The sequence below is a fragment of the Sphingobacteriales bacterium genome, assembly GCA_016719635.1.
Classification (GTDB): domain Bacteria; phylum Bacteroidota; class Bacteroidia; order Chitinophagales; family JADIYW01; genus JADJSS01.
The window spans coordinates 199,473-218,858 of record JADJYT010000004.1; the positions used below are offsets into that span (position 1 = coordinate 199,473).

Annotated in this window: 12 protein-coding genes; 9 read left to right on the plus strand and 3 right to left on the minus strand. The window is 39.7% G+C overall.

The genetic code is table 11. The features are described from left to right. Window positions 1–9 precede the first annotated feature (9 nt). On the minus strand, window positions 10–1,860 hold the full coding sequence (locus IPM95_09830; protein ID MBK9329588.1) for a hypothetical protein: 1,851 nt from the start codon (window positions 1,858–1,860) through the stop codon (window positions 10–12). Window positions 1,861–2,006: 146 nt separating this feature from the next. Between IPM95_09830 and IPM95_09835 the strand changes: the two genes are divergently transcribed. The 9 genes from IPM95_09835 (at window position 2,007) to IPM95_09875 (ending at window position 17,012) form a co-directional block, all read left to right on the plus strand. Next, window positions 2,007–2,588 (plus strand): hypothetical protein, encoded by a 582-nt coding sequence (locus IPM95_09835; protein ID MBK9329589.1) that lies wholly within the window; start codon window positions 2,007–2,009, stop codon window positions 2,586–2,588. A gap of 4 nt (window positions 2,589–2,592) precedes the next feature. Then, window positions 2,593–3,750, plus strand: a complete 1,158-nt coding sequence (locus IPM95_09840; protein MBK9329590.1) for a hypothetical protein — start codon at window positions 2,593–2,595, stop codon at window positions 3,748–3,750. A gap of 287 nt (window positions 3,751–4,037) precedes the next feature. Next, window positions 4,038–12,263 carry a T9SS type A sorting domain-containing protein gene (locus IPM95_09845; protein ID MBK9329591.1) on the plus strand — a complete coding sequence of 2,742 codons (8,226 nt, stop codon included), beginning with the start codon at window positions 4,038–4,040 and terminating at the stop codon, window positions 12,261–12,263. 39 nt (window positions 12,264–12,302) lie between these two features. Continuing rightward, the gene (locus IPM95_09850) at window positions 12,303–13,169 is read left to right on the plus strand and encodes a hypothetical protein (protein MBK9329592.1); all 867 of its coding nucleotides are present in this window, start codon (window positions 12,303–12,305) and stop codon (window positions 13,167–13,169) included. Next, the gene (locus IPM95_09855) at window positions 13,169–14,293 is read left to right on the plus strand and encodes a serine hydrolase (GenBank protein MBK9329593.1); all 1,125 of its coding nucleotides are present in this window, start codon (window positions 13,169–13,171) and stop codon (window positions 14,291–14,293) included. The genes IPM95_09850 and IPM95_09855 overlap by 1 nt, the downstream gene beginning before the upstream one ends. 76 nt (window positions 14,294–14,369) lie before the next feature. Beyond that, window positions 14,370–15,140, plus strand: coding sequence for an FKBP-type peptidyl-prolyl cis-trans isomerase (locus IPM95_09860; GenBank protein ID MBK9329594.1), 771 nt, complete (start codon window positions 14,370–14,372; stop codon window positions 15,138–15,140). A gap of 47 nt (window positions 15,141–15,187) precedes the next feature. Continuing rightward, entirely contained in the window at window positions 15,188–15,970 is a 783-nt protein-coding gene (locus tag IPM95_09865) for an FKBP-type peptidyl-prolyl cis-trans isomerase (GenBank protein MBK9329595.1), read from the plus strand. Window positions 15,971–16,083: 113 nt separating this feature from the next. Next, entirely contained in the window at window positions 16,084–16,629 is a 546-nt protein-coding gene (locus tag IPM95_09870) for a cob(I)yrinic acid a,c-diamide adenosyltransferase (protein ID MBK9329596.1), read from the plus strand. Between the two features lie 161 nt (window positions 16,630–16,790). Further along, entirely contained in the window at window positions 16,791–17,012 is a 222-nt protein-coding gene (locus IPM95_09875; GenBank protein MBK9329597.1) for a DUF2795 domain-containing protein, read from the plus strand. A gap of 76 nt (window positions 17,013–17,088) precedes the next feature. On the opposite strand, the gene IPM95_09880 is transcribed toward IPM95_09875, so the two are convergent. Next, window positions 17,089–17,505: an SET domain-containing protein-lysine N-methyltransferase gene (locus tag IPM95_09880; GenBank protein ID MBK9329598.1), complete on the minus strand. Its 417-nt coding sequence runs from the start codon at window positions 17,503–17,505 to the stop codon at window positions 17,089–17,091. Window positions 17,506–17,597: 92 nt separating this feature from the next. Further along, window positions 17,598–19,385, minus strand: a complete 1,788-nt coding sequence (locus IPM95_09885; protein ID MBK9329599.1) for an arginine--tRNA ligase — start codon at window positions 19,383–19,385, stop codon at window positions 17,598–17,600. Window position 19,386 lies beyond the last annotated feature (1 nt).

The following is a 19,386-nucleotide window of genomic DNA, read 5'->3' on the forward strand; positions in this document are numbered from 1 at the left end:
AAAAAGTACTTATTTGATTTTTATGGGTACCGAATTTTCATTCAGACCGAATTTAACTGCTTTTCTGAAATATTCTTTAGCAGTCAAGGTGTCCCGCTCATTCAAATAATAATAGCCTAAATTTTCCTGTGCAGCAAAAATGGTAGAATCCTTACTTATTAAATCGGTGTTGAATGTTAGGCAATTTTCTTTGTCGTTCATTTCATAGTAAATTGTAGAAATATTGTTTATCAATAACTGAGAATTGTTTTGTAATCTCAAGCCGCTTTTGTAATAAAATATGGCACTGTCCATTTTCTTTAATGAGTAATAGGAGTCTCCTAAGAATACATAACTATCAATCTTCGAAGAATTATTTTTTACAGCGGTTTTAAAACAACGAATGGCCTGATCGGTTTGTTTATTTTGAAAATAATACTGACCTAAAAAGAGGTATAGTAAATGATTTTTAGGATAAACGCGAACACCTTTTTCTGCATAGTATATTGATTTTTCCAGGTAGGCCTTTCGTAATTCTTCATCTTTTTCTTTATCATATTCTTTGCCATATGCACCCGCTGCTATTCGCATGGCTTCATATGAATTATATAAACCAGGAGCATCGGTGTCAATCAGTGTTTTTAAGTTTTTCCATGCAGGAATTCGTAAAATACTCAACAAAGAAAATGGAATTATTATACTGAGAAGTATGAGATTTAAGTATTTTTCTTTATTAATAAATACTAAGATTAAGTATAGAGAATAGGTGAGCAGTAAACAAAAAAACAGGTTGGCTATAAAGATATATCGGTCCGCAATGATACCTGCAACTGCGGTATAGAAATTTAACGCATAGAAGGAAAGAATAAAAATTGCACTCAAAGATATGATTAAGTGCTTGTCTTGTTTTTTGATACCGGCAATTAATGCAATAATAAAACTTAAAACAATAATAAGTCCGCCATAAAATGAAAAAGTATTGACAGATAAAACAGCAAAATAATTGTAACCATAATAATATTTATAACTGGTAACAGGGATCATTTTGGTAAAATAATAATAGACCGTGTTTACCAGTGCTATTACCCTGTTTTGTAATGTAAATGAAACAGCTAAAGGATTTTCAGTGAATGTTACTTTGCCAATCAAATTATCAGTAGCAGACAGGTGAGAAAGCGCATTGTCTTTAATTAATGAGGCGATACTTATGAGTAAAAGTATAATTAAAAATGAAAGAATCGTATAAATTAATTTCTTTTCTTTCTTAAAAAAAAGTACATAAGCGACACATAGAATTAAAAAACCCAAAGCATCCATTTTTGAAAGAATTGCTATAATAGTGAATAGAAAAAATAAAAAGAGATTTATTGTTTTTCTATTTTGCAGTTCAATAAATTGTATAAAACAATAAAACGCAAGCATACCAAAGAGCATGCTTAATAAATTATCTCTGCATTTTAAACTGCACACCACTTCAGTATTTAACGGATGCACACAAAATAGCAATACAGCAAAAAAATACAACGTTGTATGTTTGTTGTCAAAAATGAATTTGAAAAGGCTAAGTGCAATACTGCATATAACATAAAAAAGAAAAACATTAATAGCATGTGAAACTGAAGGATTGATTTCACCGAATATGTACTGTTCAATTCCATAACTCAATAAAACAACAGGTCGATAGTCAGTCTTATTGTATGAAAGGTTAAATAAAGACCAAACATCTTGTAGGGTCGGCGTCTTGTTTGCAATGGTATTTAATATTATATCATCATCCAGATTAAATCCAAAGTAGATAGTTTTGTAATACAACAAAAAGCTGATAATCAATAATAAACAGTACTGAGCCTTAGTGTTTTTCAAATAATTAATGGAAATCATAGGCCTTAGTAAAATTTGATGTGAATTTATTGTTAATTTTTTATTTAAACCGCACAACGGGTTGTTAATTAAATAAAAAACTAGTAAATTTAACAAGTGTTTTTAATTTGTTCACTTTTGGTGGGCAACTTTTATAAATAGTTGGTATGCATAGATTCTACACTTTATTATTTTTAATACTTTTTTCTCAGGCTCAGGCAAAAATAAATGATGTTGCACTAAGTAAAGAACAATTTGATTCATTGCTGCAATTCAAAATAAAAAATACCGATACCGGAAGTATAAAAATAGAAGCATTTATAAAATTTTACAAACAAAACCCTCAGTTGAATACTATTGATTCTTCGGATATTATTTCAATCGCCAAACTACTTATTCAAAATAATTCGTTAACGTATAAAAATGACAGCCACCAGTTGATTTGTAATAAACTAAGCGAGGATATTATTAATTCTGATTTTAATAAACGATGTTTGTTACTAGCAAAAGAACAACAAGCAGAGATTAGTGACTACTTTAAACAAAATTTAAAAAAATATTTACAGAACGAAATATTTAACTTTTACTACAACAATAATGTACTTTCCTTTCTAGATAAGCAATCATATGTGGAAGTATTGAAACCGGCTGCACTAATTGATTTATTAGAAAAACAAAAGGCGGAACGTTTTTTAAACGAATTAACCTTTGTCATTAAAAATTCAAAACACAATTTATTTAACCAATAATGCTATGGAAAATTTTTACAAAATATTGTTTTTACTCCTGACAATTTTGGTTTTCCATTCAGCTCAGGCTCAAAAAACACTCAGAATCAGGGTTTCAGAAACCTATAAAAATGGTGTAACGGATTGTGATGGAAATGATGATGAAAAAGAATGGCTGTTCACCAACAATTCAGTTTGTATAGAAAGAGACGGTGATGTAGTAACCATGCAGGACGCCCGAGACGTTACTTTATTTGGTACTAATACCTATTATTCTTTAGAGTGTTATCCAACATCCTACACCATTACTTTCAAAGGTCAGGAGGATAACGGTCTATCTAATTGCGATGAGGAATGCGGAGGGCAATGGATAGGGACAGCAAGAACTATTCAAACAACCGCGGGAACATATACCAGCTGGGATGATGTATCTATGGCAACGAATTGCGGCGGTTGTTCTGCAAATGTTACGTATCGGTACGATGCTCAACAAATTGTTTCAGGAAATTTTTCCGGTGGAAATTTAGATGGCTCCGGTAATGTAACTAATAAAACATGTGCAAGTGCGATTTATTTAGGCAACACAACCGGCACTCCGCGAACTAATGATGTCACGCAATGTACAGAATCCTGGTACTATTTTGATAATACAGCCACTGCACAAACCCTAACTTTCGACCCTAGCCAAAATGGTTCTTACGTTACTGTCTGGTATTCAGGCACTAATTCTTGTTCAGATTTATGTCAGGTAGCAGAAGGTAGCGGCGCTGCCACGGTTAATGGTCCTGTTGTAGGCAGATATTATGTTCGATTAGGGTCAAGCGGTGGTGGCAATACAAATTTAGCGGTTTCTCGAGCAGGAACCGCATCAAATAATAATGTTCAGCATGCAACTTCATTTTCTTTAAGCCCTGGTGGAACTTATACAAGTAGTTTTAATAACAGCTCATATAATAATCAACAATATGAAGGCTTGCCACATGGCGCTTATAATACTGCATGGTATACATTTACAACTCCTGCTGGTGGACTAACAAGTTTAACAGCTTCTCAATCTGAAAGTGGGAATGATAATACTATTGTTGCTATATACAGTAAAAGTTCCAGTAATTGTTTCTTTGGTAACCTTTCTTTACTTGCTCCAATTATGAGTGTATTAGTTCAAGTACTTCAGCAACTATAAATTGTTTACCTGGAAATACAACGTATTATATTCAATTTGGGACTCAGGACTGTACATTAGATGGCGGTACAACCGGTAATTATAATATTTCTATTTCTGCAGGTGGCAACCCATCTCCTGATGCTATATGTAATGCTATTACACTAGGAAGTGGTGGTGTTCTTGATCCAGGTGAAGCTGTAAATAATACAGTTGTAAATAATATATGTGCTTTACGTGAATCCGGTGAACCTCACAGTGATGTTTTAAATACAGTTTGGTATAAATTTGTTACACCTGCAACAGGTTTGGAAAGTGTAAACTTTCATTTAGGTGAAAATGGAAGCGGTGCAGATAATCCAGCTATTGTTGCATATCGATCATCAGGTGGTTGTACATTTGGCTCTCTTACAGAAGTAGGAAGCGATATTCCTGGATTAGGTACTGATGCAAATTCTGATTTTTCAATTAATTGCTTACAAGGGAATACTACCTATTTCATACAGTGTGGTTATAATGATAGAACATTAGATGCAGGATCAGCTGGTGTTTTTGATTTAGATATTAATGCAACTTCAGCAACTACAGGACCTGATAATATTTGTTCAGCAGTAAGTATGGGTACACTAAACGGAACTGCTGCAGCTTTGTCAATAAGTAATCAATCAAATATTTGTGCATCTGCACCACAGGCAAACGAACCAGGTGGAGGACAAAAAACAGTATGGTATACCTTTACGACGGGTGCTACTGTGGGTAGTAACCTCAATGTAAATATGGATGCAATTGGAAATGGTTTAAACGCTGATGTTTATTTATACAGAGCTTGTGGAACTGTGTGTTCAGGTTCTACTTTAAATGCAGGTGTATTACAGGAAATAGGAAACTGGTATGATGTTAACCCATTAGGCTCAGAGTTTGATGCAGGCGGCTCCGTGCAGGGTGTTATTCTTCCAAACACAACTTATTATATTCGGGCAGATGGTGTACCTACAGTTGGTGAAGATGGACAATTCAATTTATCAGTTTCTTTTTCCGGAGGAGCACCATTATCCAATGATCATTATTGTGGCGCAAGTAGTATGGGAACCGGATTTAATTATAATACTGCTCAGCTTTCTGTTTCAAGCAATACTGATAATGCATCCAGTGAAGATGTATGTTCCACCAACGAACCGGATAATTCTAACGAAAAATCACTGTGGTATAAATTTACTACAGGTGTCAATCCACCTGCAATCATTACCTTAAATCCATCAGCGTCTGGTCTTTGCACCGGACAAGCTTGGGTATATTCCGGTGCTGCTAGCGGTGCTTGTACTGGCAATGCTTTTTCTAACTATAATTCAGGCACAAATTTTAATGGATTAACACGTATCGACTATACTGAATTAGGTAATGATTTTACTATAAATTGTCCGGCTGCCAATACAACCTACTATGTTCAGGTACAGGTAGGCGGTGTTTGTAATTCAGGGGCCATTTCATTAACGGTAACAAGTAACGGAGCTCCAAAACCTTCAAATGACTTGTGTGCTAATGCAATAAGTTTAGGTACACTTGCACAAGGTGGTACTATTGGAGATGCAGCAGGTACTAACCGTTGGAATAATTTCTGTTCTAATGGAACAGGGGACCCAAGCCCGGGCTGGACATTTGATGGTACAACACGTCAAGCCGTTTGGTTTACATTTAATACCGGTACAACAGGTGCAGGTAGCGACATTACCATTGAAGCATATAATGATCCTGCTAATTTAGGTGATCAAATCGATCTTAAATTGGCTTTGTATGAAGGCTCATGTGGCTCATTGACCTATATAGACAGAGATTATAATGTACCATTGTTTGGCGAAACGATGGAAGATAAGTACTGCTTAAAACCCAACACCAATTATTATGTTTTAGTGGATGGTTCAGGTATAAATACACAAGGATTTTTTGGTCTTACCGTAAAAGATAATGGTCCTTACCCTGGTAATGATAAAATTTGTGGTGTAAATGCAGTTACGACTTATGATATTGGAACTTCAGCAGGTATAGCAACAAAAGTAGGTACAGTTAATTCTGACAGCAAATCAGGAACAACAGTAAAAGGTACTAATTGCTTTGATCCTTTACAAAACTGGAGCGGAGGCTGCAATCTGGCTTTTTCAGATGATAATGATTATGGCGTCTGGTACAAATTACCATCAGCTACTAAAAGAAAAGATGTGGTATTAAAAGGTGCTTCATTATCAAATGACATGGATATCAAATTTGCATTGTATAATCAACCAACAGCAAATGCCTTATCTCAGTGTAATGGAAGATTAGGTGGTGCTGATGCAATGTCATTGGTGTCAGGCTCTTATTATGGTGCTTTAGGTTGGGATGCTGCTATTCAGGGTACCTGTGCCTCTCCGGATGAAGATCATATTTATACTTGCTTAGATCCTACACAAACTTATTATTTGTTGGTAGATGCCGGAGAAGGTTTATGTGGTACAGGAGATTTTACAATTAATGCATACTATCCGCTAGAAGGCGGATCAACGCCGTGTACAGCTGAATGGTTACCAGGTGTAACAACTTCTACCTGGTCAGCAGGTATTCATAAGATAGATTTAGCAGCCAATTTCTGCGGAGCCACCTATGCGGGAATACCAACTGCGCCATGGACTTACGAAAAACCCGTATGGTGGAAATTTGTGGCACCTGCATCCGGTACAGTTGAACTAAGAATTAAAAGTGACTCTACCAATCTCGGGGATGAGTTGCGTCCTAAGATTTGGGTGTTTGAAGAAAATACAGCAGGTTCTTGCAGCAATACGTTATTAAATTATACAAACCTGGATCAGAAAGATCCGGATGATTTATTAAGTGTTGGAGATCCGGATTTATTAACGGAGATATTGGATGTCCGATGTCTGGTGCCGGGAAGAACCTATTATGTTGTAACGGATGGAGTAACGACGATTGCCGAAATATGTGGTGTCGGTACTAAAGTTGGGTTCTATAGCCTCGAAATTAAAGATTTGGGACAAACCAAACGCAAGAACGATACCATATGCGGAGCCACACCGGGCAGGGTGGCGGGAGATCCTTATTATTTTATTCCAACGGCAGCCTGGAAGACCGTGAATAAAGAGGTGGAATTAACGAAGAATAATCAGGATAATTATTGCTTTGTTATAGAGAATGAACCGTCCGCTTCCAGCTATGGAGGTACCTGGTCAACCATTAATAACGTTAGGGGTGGATGGTATTCTTTTACCGCACCACCTTCCGGTAAAGTGGAAATTGAATTCAATAATATATCGGTCACCTCAGATCAGGTCGATGCGCAGGTGGCTGTATATAGAATTAAAACGGGCAAAACGTGTAATGATGTTCAAACCACTTCAAATATTAATAATCCAACGTTATCGCCTCTCGAATTTTATGGAAGCAGTAATGACGCATATGCCGGCATTTTGGCGGATGAAGACTTAACGGTTTCCTGTCTGATGCCGGATAGCCTGTATTATATCTATATAGAAGGGATTAACAGCAATACTTTGGGAATTACCGATTTGGGAACAGGGGATTTTAATTTAACCATCCGGTCGTACCCTCAGGATCCTCCGGCGGCCAATGACAATAAATGTAATCCCATCTATCTGGGGCAACCAACCAATACGATTGGTTCCACGACGGGAATTATAAACGCCACTTCAACTAATTTTAACCGGACTTCCAGCACATTAGCTGGTGCTCCTACATTAGGAACGAATGGCGTGACGTTGGTCAAGGCAAGAGGAAATCATGGAGGCGTACTGCCAGTTTCGGCACCTCCGGGGGGTAATGAAGTGGCTTTATCCTGTTCTCCGAACCCGGGTTGTATAGATGGAATTGGCTCTGATTATGACCGGTCCGTTTATCCGTTTAATAATTTCTGTGCAACAGCGGTCGGTGACTCTACACCTGCCAATTGGGGGGCTATTTTCGGTGCGGTGGACGGTAAACCCCGTAAATCGGTCTGGTTTATGTTTAAGGCCCCGGCAGACCTGGATAACAACGGAGAAGAAGCGGTGGAGATTGCATTGAATCAGGAATTGATTTCACTAAATGCGCATAAGGATGGAATGGATTTGAGGGGAGCTGTTTTTGAATCTTCGGATAATACCTGTAACGGTTATTTCTTTGATATAAAAAGCGAATACGACATTGGAGATTTTGATGAAACATTTAAAGTGACATGTCTGGAACCGAATCGATTCTACTGGCTGATGGTGGACGGCTCTCCAATAAATGACGAAGGCTATTTTGGGTTAAAGATTTCAAGGGTAACACCTGACCCGCGTCCGGCAAACGATTATATCTGCAGCGCCTATACGCTCAGTAATTCGTTCTTCAGCGGAGCAGCCGTTGGCAGGACGAAGGATACAAATATTTGCGCAAGAATAACAAGGACATCTGTAGATCCGACACCTGAAAATGACCCGACCGGATTCGATTTGGATCATACGGTCTGGTATAAATTTACGACACCTTCCGCACCCGGAGACTATGCCGTAAAAGTGGATGTGAACGGATGGGGTCCCGGTTTGTTTGGTTATTCGGATAAGATGGATCCGCAGATTGCCATCTTTGAATCTCAGAATGGTACCTGCAACTGGGGAACTGACGGAACGAACATGGTCGAGATAGCCAGTGAATATGATGTCTTCCCGTTTGCTGAATCGATGATAGGCTATTGCCTGCAGCCAAGTAAAACGTATTATGTCATGGTGGACGGTTCCGGGTTAAATTCACAGGGATTCTTTGATATTACCATTGATGATTATTCACCCATCACTCCATTCCCGTCTGCAGTTGCCAATTATGATTTATTTGCAAATGCGGTATCACTCAGCATGCCGGTAACTGCCGGTGCAGGCGGAAAAACTACCTCTGCGTTAGCACATAATTATTGCTCGGGCATAGAAACGGATGAACCCGATTCCTGGACATTATACGATATTGATAATACCGTCTGGTGGAAGTTTACAGTACCTACAACGGGTATCTATTCGGGTCAGCATGTCGATATGACACTACGATTAAAAAGCGACCCCGGCGGTACTAAAAATGACGGTATTAATTTATTGGGTGCGGTATATGAATTAAATGGTACCGCCAATTTCAGTAACCTTACCAATATTGCTACGGGTACCAATATACTTATCTATGATGAAGATATTACACTGACTTGCTTGAAGCCGGGCAGTACCTATTATTTACAGGTAGACGGATATTCAGGTCCATTTAATATATTCAGGGCACAGGGACAAGGTTATTACAAAGTAGAGTTGGAAGTAGCTACCCTTACACCTAATCAGGGTAATGACAGTATCTGCGGTGCCATAACGGTTCCGGTTCATCCAACGAATTATTACCCAACCTCCGGTTCACCATACAACAATATTTGTAAAACGGTACAGGCGAAAGAAAATCTGCCGTGGCTGAATGCGGATGATAAAACCGTATGGTTTAAGTTCCAGCCTCCAGCTACCGGTAATGTTACGATTGATGTTCAAAGCCAGGGTGCGGATGATATCGGTGCACAGGTGGCGATTTATCAGTCACAGATTCCAATAGCTTCATCTGCTTGCCAAACAGTAGATTCATTAGTCTTAGTGGAACAGGATTACGATCCTTTAGCTGCCGGAGAAACGGTGACCGCAAAATGTCTGAATACTTCGGTATGGCATTATATTCAGGTGAACAGTGATATCGTATCTATTTGGGGACAGGGTACATTTAAAATCAATGTCAAGGATATTGGCGGCACCACCACACCGCCTTATAACGATAATATATGCAATGCCTATGATTTTGGAAATGTAACGAACGCAACGGGTACGGCGAAACAAAGACTGAGCGACAGTAACCGTTGTGCATCCATTCAGGTGAATGAGCCAAATACGACAACCGGTTGCAGCTGTATTCAGAAGTCTGTCTGGTATAAATTTACAGCGCCAATATCGGGCAGGGTTAAGGTAACGGTGCATGATGTGGATGGATTTTTAAGCGGAATCGATCCGGAAGTATATTTATATTCCGGAACACTGACGGGTTGTCCTTCAGCAACGCCGGCATTTACCGGTTTTACACAATTGGAAGGGGCATATAATCCGCTTCCGAATTTCCCATCCTCCACGACCGGCGATGAGGTTATAGAATATGAATGTCTGACTCCTGGGCAACTTTATTATATACAAGTCGATGGCACCACCGTTGGCGGCCCGCAGGGATTTTTTGACATTACCATAGAAGACCTTATTCCGAATTATGCTTCCTCTCCGAAAAAACCGGCGAATGATGAACCAGCCAATGCGGTGACATTAACCGTTCAAGATGAACAATGCGCCGTACCGATTGGTGTTACTTCAGAAGGAGATGAACTGCAGGGAAGCGGAAGTTGGTCCACTGAAAATTATAAGAAACCAACCATTACCAAGAAAGATGTAACGGGTACCTGCAATACCAGCGATAACTGCGGAGATATCTGGTATAAGTTTACCATGCCATCAGAAGACTGTATGCTGGGCAGTGTCGTAACGATTCAGGGATATAGTGACCAGGTGGCAATCGGTTCTGCGTACCATAATGATTTAAAGATTCTGGCATACCGTGGGACTATTGGAAGTTTAGTGCCTGTAGAATGTGGCAATACAGATGATAATGCACTTACGGTAGATTATTTCCATTATGAAATAACAGGAACAGCCGGTGAAACTATTTATCTGCAGGTTTTTGATCAGAATAATAATGATACGGATAATGATGATGAGGAGGATTTCTTTATTTGTGTTTCCAGACGTTATGGTGTCGATAAATGCCAGAATCTGAACAGCCTTCCATTTATGGATTTTGGTAAAGATTATTGTTGGAATGTGGAGGGAGCATCAGGTGAGACACCGGCTTCAGCTTATGGAGAAACCAATTCGTCTACGAATCCTACGGAAAATTCGGCCTACCTGAAATTTAAAATGACACCAAGTCCTTGCGACAGTATAAAGATTACCATTAAACAACCAACTCCGCCGAATCTGTTCTTACAGGATGGTACTTTCAATACCAATCAGATTGTATCCCTGAGTGTTTACAGAGAAGACAATGCATTATGTGATGGTACGATTGATGGTGCATTGGTGTCCAAATCTTACGTATGCTCCGGTCCTGCAGCTATTTTTGATAATACCATCACTTATACTGTCGGTGTCAGTAATTTGGATACCAATAAAGTGTATGTGGTTCAGATTGACGGACAAGGTCAGGATGTCACAGGGTATATTAACAACGGAACAATCAGGGTAGATACTTTCCAGCGGTGTGTAAATGTTCAGGCAGTTACATTTAATGATACCAGTGTCTCTTATTTTACATGTCCTGATGGCTGGAGATATTATCATGACAGGAACAAGATTATCATCTTCGCGTTGTATCCAAATGGCAATGTGTTTGATGGCGTGGCAAAGATAAATTATAAATCAACTTTTGACTCTGCCGTTTCCTGTCCTTCGCTAATGGCAGAATACAGTATGAGGAGAATCTGGGATTTCAGTATCTCCAGTGGTTCAATAAATCCGCTTGCTCCGGTGAAAGTCAGGTTCTATTACAGATCTCTGGAAAAACAAGCGATTATTGATGAAGCCAATGCATTCCTGACCAGATGCGGAGGGTTTTTCGAACCGTTCGAGTGGTTCAAGACTGCTTCAGGGATACAGTATATTCCTTCCACTCCGGCACAAATCAATCCGCAAAGAATCACAGCAGGCTACTCTCAAACGTCTTGTTTGGGAAGCGATTTGTTTGGCAGCCCGAATGGTTGTAACACTCTAACGGCTTCAGATAATCAAATCAGCTGTAATGGTACACTTTATGTCGAATTGGGAGCGATTACAGGGTTTTCCGGAGGATCCGGCGCGGTAGGTGTGGGACCTTGGCAGAATACATCACCGCTTCCTGTTGAGCTGACATCCTTTACCGGCTATAATGAAGGTGCTAAAAATGTTTTGAACTGGACAACGGCTTCAGAAAGAAATACACTCAAATTTATGGTTGAACGAAGCGGCGACGGTATTTCTTTCGATCCGATTGGTGAGAAAGCGGCGGCAGGTTACAGCGCATACCCATTAGATTATACTATGGATGATTCGTATCCGTTAGATGGTGCAAATTACTACAGGCTGAAGATTATAGACAGGGATAATACTTTTGAGTATTCACAGACGATACTCATCAGAACAGCCGGAGCTATCGTGTATCAGAATACGATATTGAATATCTTCCCGAATCCTACACACCACGCTGTATTTATAGAGTATCTGGCTTCTGCCAAAGGAACCGTTGCATTAAAGGTGTTTAATGCGCTGGGACAATCCATGCTTTCTAAAAAAACAGATGTAGAGAAAGGAAAACAGCTGATATGGATAGATGTGTCCTCATTTTCGGATGGAATGTATGTAATCCAGCTGCAGGATGAATCTACCGGAGAAATCCTTCAAAGCAAGTTTATGAAAGAATAAAATCATTTTAACATCAACTCATAAAAAAATCCCGGTGATATGCCGGGATTTTTCTATTTTTATACAATGCGATTCCTGTTGTGTCTCTTTGTTTTATTCCTTTCATCTATAACTTTTGGACAGGATTCTGTTTTAGTTTATGAAAGTAAAGGATCAGACAGTTTAACTAAAAATGATACTATTGTCAAAGATTCGATTCTCAAAACGGATACTGCTCTGAAAATCCAATTATCTGACTACCTGCCTCCTGCCAAAAAAATGAAGTGGAATGTTGAGAGGGTTCATCTGTTGTTTGGTATCGATTTTTCACCATTCAATCCAATGGTGGTCGAGAATGATATCTTTCACGGCCCCTATTATCCGGTGGAAGATTCCTCTGCCGTATGGCTGGACAGAGATACTAAAAGCAATTTATCAAAATCCTATAAGTCCGGGAATATTCAATTCAGTCTGCAGGCAAATTTCTGGAAGGGATTGTTCTTCGGAATGAATTATCAGTTCTTTACTATCCGGAAATATAAGAAAGAACCCAACAGGGGGAACTTGTTTTCAAAATCGAATTCCGTATTTTTTATTGTCTCCGCTCAGGTTGGATATGTCTTTGAGTTCCTGAAAAACAAATGTTTGCAGATACATCCCTCCATCCGCATCGGGGGCTATACCGGTGACGGATACTACGACAGCGGCAAGGGCAGTAAGTTTTATTTTGGCGCTGACCTCAGGGTCCGTTATCTTATTAAGAGGAAATTCGGTATAGGTGTTGGGGTAGATTATGATTTCCTCTATTATAAGCAAAAAGGGTACAGTGATTTATTCTCCAGAAATACGTATCAGAAGACGACCTTCAGTAATGTTCACCTAAACGTAGGTATTTCTTATAATGTCACGATTCGTACGAAGCCATAATGAAAAAGAGGATTACATTCGTAAAAATTTTCACCATCGGAATCGTTGTAGGATTGAGCGTTCTTATTTTAAGCTATAACGATTCATTAAGGGTTCCGTCTATTTTTGACGGTAAATTTTATACAGCCGCGTTTATAAAACCGGCAGAACATCCATATCGTATTCCTGAAAATCAAATTGCACTTCCTGAACTTTCCGGATGGACTGACAGCGCCATAGCTGCGGAATACCAGTATCCGGATTTTTTACTCCAAAGTACCAGCACCACTTCATTTTTAGTGGTTCGGAATGATACCATCATTTTTAAACGGTATATGAACGGAGTTAAAGAGGGAGATAACACCCAGTTATTTTCGGTTACAAAGGTTTTTGTAACAGCCTTGCTGGGGATGGCAGTCAAGGATAAGTATATTGCAGACGCGGAAATACCTGTAACGGATTATTTTAAAGGTTTAAAAAATCCGAAATTCAAACAGCTGACGTTAAGGCACCTGGCTCAGATGCAGTCCGGATTGAACTATGATGAATATGGTAAAATATTTCAAACGCTACAGTATTACTACAATAAAAATCTAACCCGGTCCATATACGGTGCTCAGTTTGATACGCCGCCGGGTATGCAGTATATGTATAAATCCATTGATACGCAGATTTTAGGGGAATGCATAAAAAATTCATTAGGCGATAAGAAATTTCTGGATTATTTATATGAACGATTATGGAATAAACTGGGAATGCAGGATACCGCTTATTGGGCATTGGACAGTAAACTGACGCGCAACCCCAAATACTATGGAGGGCTGAATATGTCAGCCAGAGACCTGGCTAAATTCGGCATGATGGTACTGCACGACGGAAGATTTAAGAAAAGGCAGTTACTGCCCGGAGCATGGTTCAATTATTGTGACGATACGCTTCACCGCTGCAGGGAAGATGATAAGTATTGTATGGGCTGGTATTATTCCGTTGATGATAACGAAAGTGATGTATACTGTGCCGCCGGCTTTAACGGGCAGATTATGCTGATTAATGAAACCAGAAATGTAATTGTTATTCGTATGGGAAAAGACCGTGGCGGCGTGGACTGGTACCCGATTATGAAGAAATTATCGGCAGCCGTCTGAAATCTATCATTAAAAATCGTTAATAAATGCATTTATAGTCTCAAATACCGTATTTTTGCACTTCAAATTTTAATCAATGAGAGTATTTATCCTGTTCATATTACTGACTGCTTCCACGATAGGGTTCGCTAAAAGGAACAAATCAAAATCAAAGCCTGCCGAGCCTGTTACCCAGCCGTCAACCACGCTGAAAAATAAGGTGGACACCATCTCTTATTTTATTGGTCATCAGATTGGCAACGACATGAAGAAGAATGGTGCGGAAGATATTAATCCGTACGCAGTTCAGAAGGGGATGGAAGATGCCCTGAAGCATGATACATCCATCGTAGATGAAAAAATTGCAATGGGACTTGCTCAGCAGTTCTTTACAGAAAAACAAAAGCAAAAAGCTGCGGAGAAGGCTTTAAAGGCAAAGACATTCCTGGAAGATAATGCCAGACGCCCGGGTGTCAAAGTGACTCAGAGCGGTCTTCAATATGAAATTATTCATGATACGACCGGTCAGAAGCCACTGGCAACGGATGTTGTTACGGTACACTATACCGGAAAGCTGGTGGACGGAAAAACATTTGACAGTTCTGTGGGTGGTGAGCCGGCTACTTTTCCGCTGAATGGCGTGATTCCGGGATGGACGGAAGGATTGCAGTATATGTCAGTCGGCTCAAAATACAAATTTTTCATTCCTGGAAATCTGGCTTACGGCGAGCAGGGTGTACAACAGGCAGGAATAGGTCCGAATGAAACGTTGATCTTTGACGTAGAATTGCTGGATATTAAAGCACCGGCACCGGCAATCCCTGAAGTACCCAAGGCACCTTCCAATATCAAGGTTACGGAAGAATAATCAATCAATCAATCAATTAATCAATAATAAACTATCAAAACAATTTTATGAACAAAAATAGTATGCCATTGATACTTGCAGCAGTAATCGCACTCTTTGCTGCCTGCAATAACAAAAACAGCTTTGTAAACTCAAAGCCTAAAAAAGAAATTGACTCCGTCTCCTATGCCATAGGATTACAGATGGGACAAAACCTGAAAGCAAACGGATTAGACAGCACACTGAATGTCGATATTCTTGCACGCGGAATTTATGATGCCATGAACAATAAGAAGCAATTGTTCGGCGGTGATACCATTACCGAAGTGATGATGAAACACTTTAATCCTCAGATGCATGCTATGATGAAAGAAAATGACCGGAAGGCTAAAAAATTCTTTGAAGAGAACGCTAAAAAAGCCGGAATAAAAACGACAGCGAGTGGTTTGCAGTATGAAGTGGTTTCAGACGGAACCGGACCAAAGCCCCAATTGACGGATGTGGTGAAAGTAAATTATACCGGTTCGCTTTTAGACGGAACTGTTTTTGACAGTTCTGTAAAAAGAGGCCAGCCTGCCACTTTCCCTCTGAACGGAGTAATTCCGGGCTGGACAGAAGGATTACAATTGATGAATGTAGGATCTAAATACAAATTCTATATTCCGGGTAAATTAGCTTATGGTGCACAGGGACAACAACAGGCGGGCATTGGTCCGAATGAAACCTTAACCTTTGAGGTGGAGTTGCTCGGTATAGAACCTAATCAACCGCAGGAAGGTGGAGGCGATAACGCGGCACTTCAGCAAATGATTCAGGAAGCCATGAAAAAACAACAGGCGCAAGGCAAATAAGCAGTGCCTCTTAATTATATAAAGTCTTCCGGAAACGGAAGACTTTTTTTGTGCATAAAATAAAACACTTCATTACACTGTTTGTTAGTATTTTTAAATAAAGCAAAATTCCGATGAAAATATATACTAAAACGGGTGACAGCGGTACAACTACTTTATACGGAGGGAAGCGGTTGTCAAAGGCAGAGATGAGAATTGAAACATACGGAACGGTGGATGAGCTTAATTCGTACATAGGTCTGGTGGCTGCTTACATGGAAGAAAAAGAGTATACCGATTTGCTGACAGATATACAAAGCAGATTGTTTGATATCGGAACCCATCTGGCGGCAGAGCCCGGAAAGCAGAACCTGATTTTACCGGAAATACCGGAATCCAAGATAACGTTGATGGAAGAATATATAGATAAGATGAATGAGCATTTGCCGGAATTGAAGTTCTTCATTTTACCAGGAGGAACACATGGAGCGGCCATCTGCCACGTGGCACGAACGGTATGCCGCAGAGCTGAACGCCGCGTGGTACAATTGTCGGAAACCGAAGAGGTGCCGTTGGTGTTGATTCGTTTCTTAAACCGCCTGTCTGATTTTTTATTTGTATTGGCTCGGAAAACAGCGCATGATTCAGGTGCGGCGGAAATTATATGGAAAGCTCACTGATAAAGAATGAATTCCAGAATCAAGGTGACTGAATATGTGTTAAATATACTGATTGTCAATTGTTTATAACTATTTTATTTTTTATTTTGATTTTTGAATTTTAGGCATATATTTGCACTCCGTTAGAGGTTCATTTTTACTAAAAATTAAAAATATTTAATATGTATTGGACGTTAGAATTGGCATCGTATTTAGAAGAAGCACCGTGGCCTGCATCTAAAGATGAATTGATTGACTTCGCGATACGCACAGGTGCACCGCTTGAAGTGATTGAAAACCTGCAGGAACTGGATGATGATGAGGAGCTATATGAAAGTATTGAGGATATCTGGCCGGAATATCCTACCAAAGAAGATTTTCTCTTTAATGAGGATGAGTACTGATTCAACTCAATGATAAACAAAAGCCGCTTCAAAAGAAGCGGCTTTTTTATTTTGATTTAGAATTTTCAGACCTTGTCTATGTTATATGACTACTTTTCAGAGACTTTTTTGCCTTTTTTTTCTCCACATCAAACCAGACTAAAGTCTGCTCGTCCGGATAGAAATTGTAGTTGATGGTGATTTCGGTATTGGCAGGAATAAGCCTGCGTGCCTTCACCCGGAATATTTCTTTTTCATAAAATGTCTCGTAGACGGCGTTCGGATTATAAGAGTGGTTGTACATGGCACCATATCCGCAAACTACGCCAGCGCTCTTACCGTCATTTCCCCACTGGAAATAATAATGATACAGGTGTGTCTTGTCTAAGTGTTTGCAGTCTTTAGCCGGGCAGACGATTACCGGGCAAACTTCGATGATATCTCCTTCGTGTAAATCCACGGTACAAAAAACGCCTCTTCCTTTATTTCGTACTTTCTTTAGATATAGTTCCATTTTATATTTCCATAGATATAGTCCATAGTCTATGGTGTATTTGAATTAAGAATATCTATGGTCTGAGGACTATCAACCATCGACTGTTATATTTACATCCTTTCCGGTACTTCGATGCCTGCGATGGAAAAACATTTTTTCAGGATGTCTCCGGTTCGTTCGGTTAGAAGAATTCTGAAATTTTTCTGTTCGGCTTTTTCGGCGGCTAAGATAGAACAATCCGTGTAAAATTTATTATAAGTTTTCGCCACTTCGTAAGAGTAGTCAATCAACTGCGCCGGATTCATCTCTTTACAGCATTCTTCCAGTACAATCGGATATCTGTAAAGCATTTTTATCAGCTCTATTTCTGTTGGATGCAGCAATTCTTTTGCAGGAAGTGGTTGCTTCATGACCTGATTCCCCGTTCCCGATTCCTGATTCCTTCTTAATATACTTCTTGTTCGTGCATAGGTGTACTGAACGAAAGGGCCAGTGTAACCCTGGAGGTCAATGCTTTCCTTTGGGTCGAATAAAATTCTTTTTTTTGGATCAACTCTCAGCAGGAAAAATTTTAATGCTCCCATCCCAATGGTTTTGAAAAGAGCGGTTTTTTCAGCTTCGCTGAAATCATTCATTTTTCCCAGAGCTTCAGTCTGCTCCCTTGCATTTACAATCATATCCCCCATCAAATCATCCGCATCTACCACTGTTCCTTCCCTGGATTTCATCTTGCCGCTCGGTAAGTCCACCATGCCGTAGGAAAAATGATAGATACCATTTGCATAAGGACGGCCCAGTTTCTGCATGATTAACTTCAGCACCTTAAAATGGTAGTCTTGCTCATTACCAACCACATAAATGGAGGTATCCATTTTAAAGTCGTTGTATTTCAGATCGGCGGTACCCAGGTCCTGTGTGATATATACAGAAGTGCCGTCGGCACGCAGCACCAGCTTATGGTCCAGTCCGTCCTGGGTTAAGTCAATCCATACACTGCCATCCTCTTTTCTGTAGAAAACATTCTTTTGAATACCCTCTTCAATGATATCCTTTCCCAGCAGATAGGTGTCCGATTCATAATAGAATTTATCAAAATCGACCCCAAGGTTTTTGTAGGTGATTTCAAAACCGGCATATACCCAACTGTTCATCGTGCTCCACAAATCCATCACTTCCCGGTCGCCTGCTTCCCACAGGCGCAGCATTTCCTGTGCTTCCAGCAGGATGGGAGCCTGTTTTTCAGCTTCGTCTTTTGTGTTGCCCAGAGCCGTCAGATCTTCAATTTGTTGCTTATAATGCCTGTCAAATTCAACATAGTATTTGCCGACCAGTTTATCGCCTTTTATCCCCGTACTTTCGGGCGTTTCACCTTTGCCGTATTTTTTCCAGGCGAGCATGGATTTGCAGATATGGATGCCACGGTCATTGACCAGATTGGCTTTTATAACCGTATATCCGTTTGCTTTGTAAATGCCTGCCAATGCATAACCCAGCACATTGTTGCGGATATGCCCTAAATGCAGCGGCTTGTTGGTATTGGGGGAAGAGTATTCTATCAGTACTTTCTGCTGTTTTTCAGCGGGAGCCTGGTTTATGTCATATTGTACAATATAGTCTACCCAATAAGATGTATCGACAGACAGGTTTAAAAATCCTTTGATGACATTAAACGCAGTGACATATTTTTTTTGAGTCACCAGATAATCACCAATCACCTTAGCCGATTCCTCCGGATTCTTTTTAGTCAGTTTCAGTAACGGAAAAACGACCAGTGTAACATCTCCTGTAAAATCTTTCGGTGTTTCATTGATGGTGATTTTGCCCGACTCCACTTCACTGCCGAACAGAGTGGGAAATGCCTTACAGACCTCCTGTTGTATTTCCTGATAAATATTCATT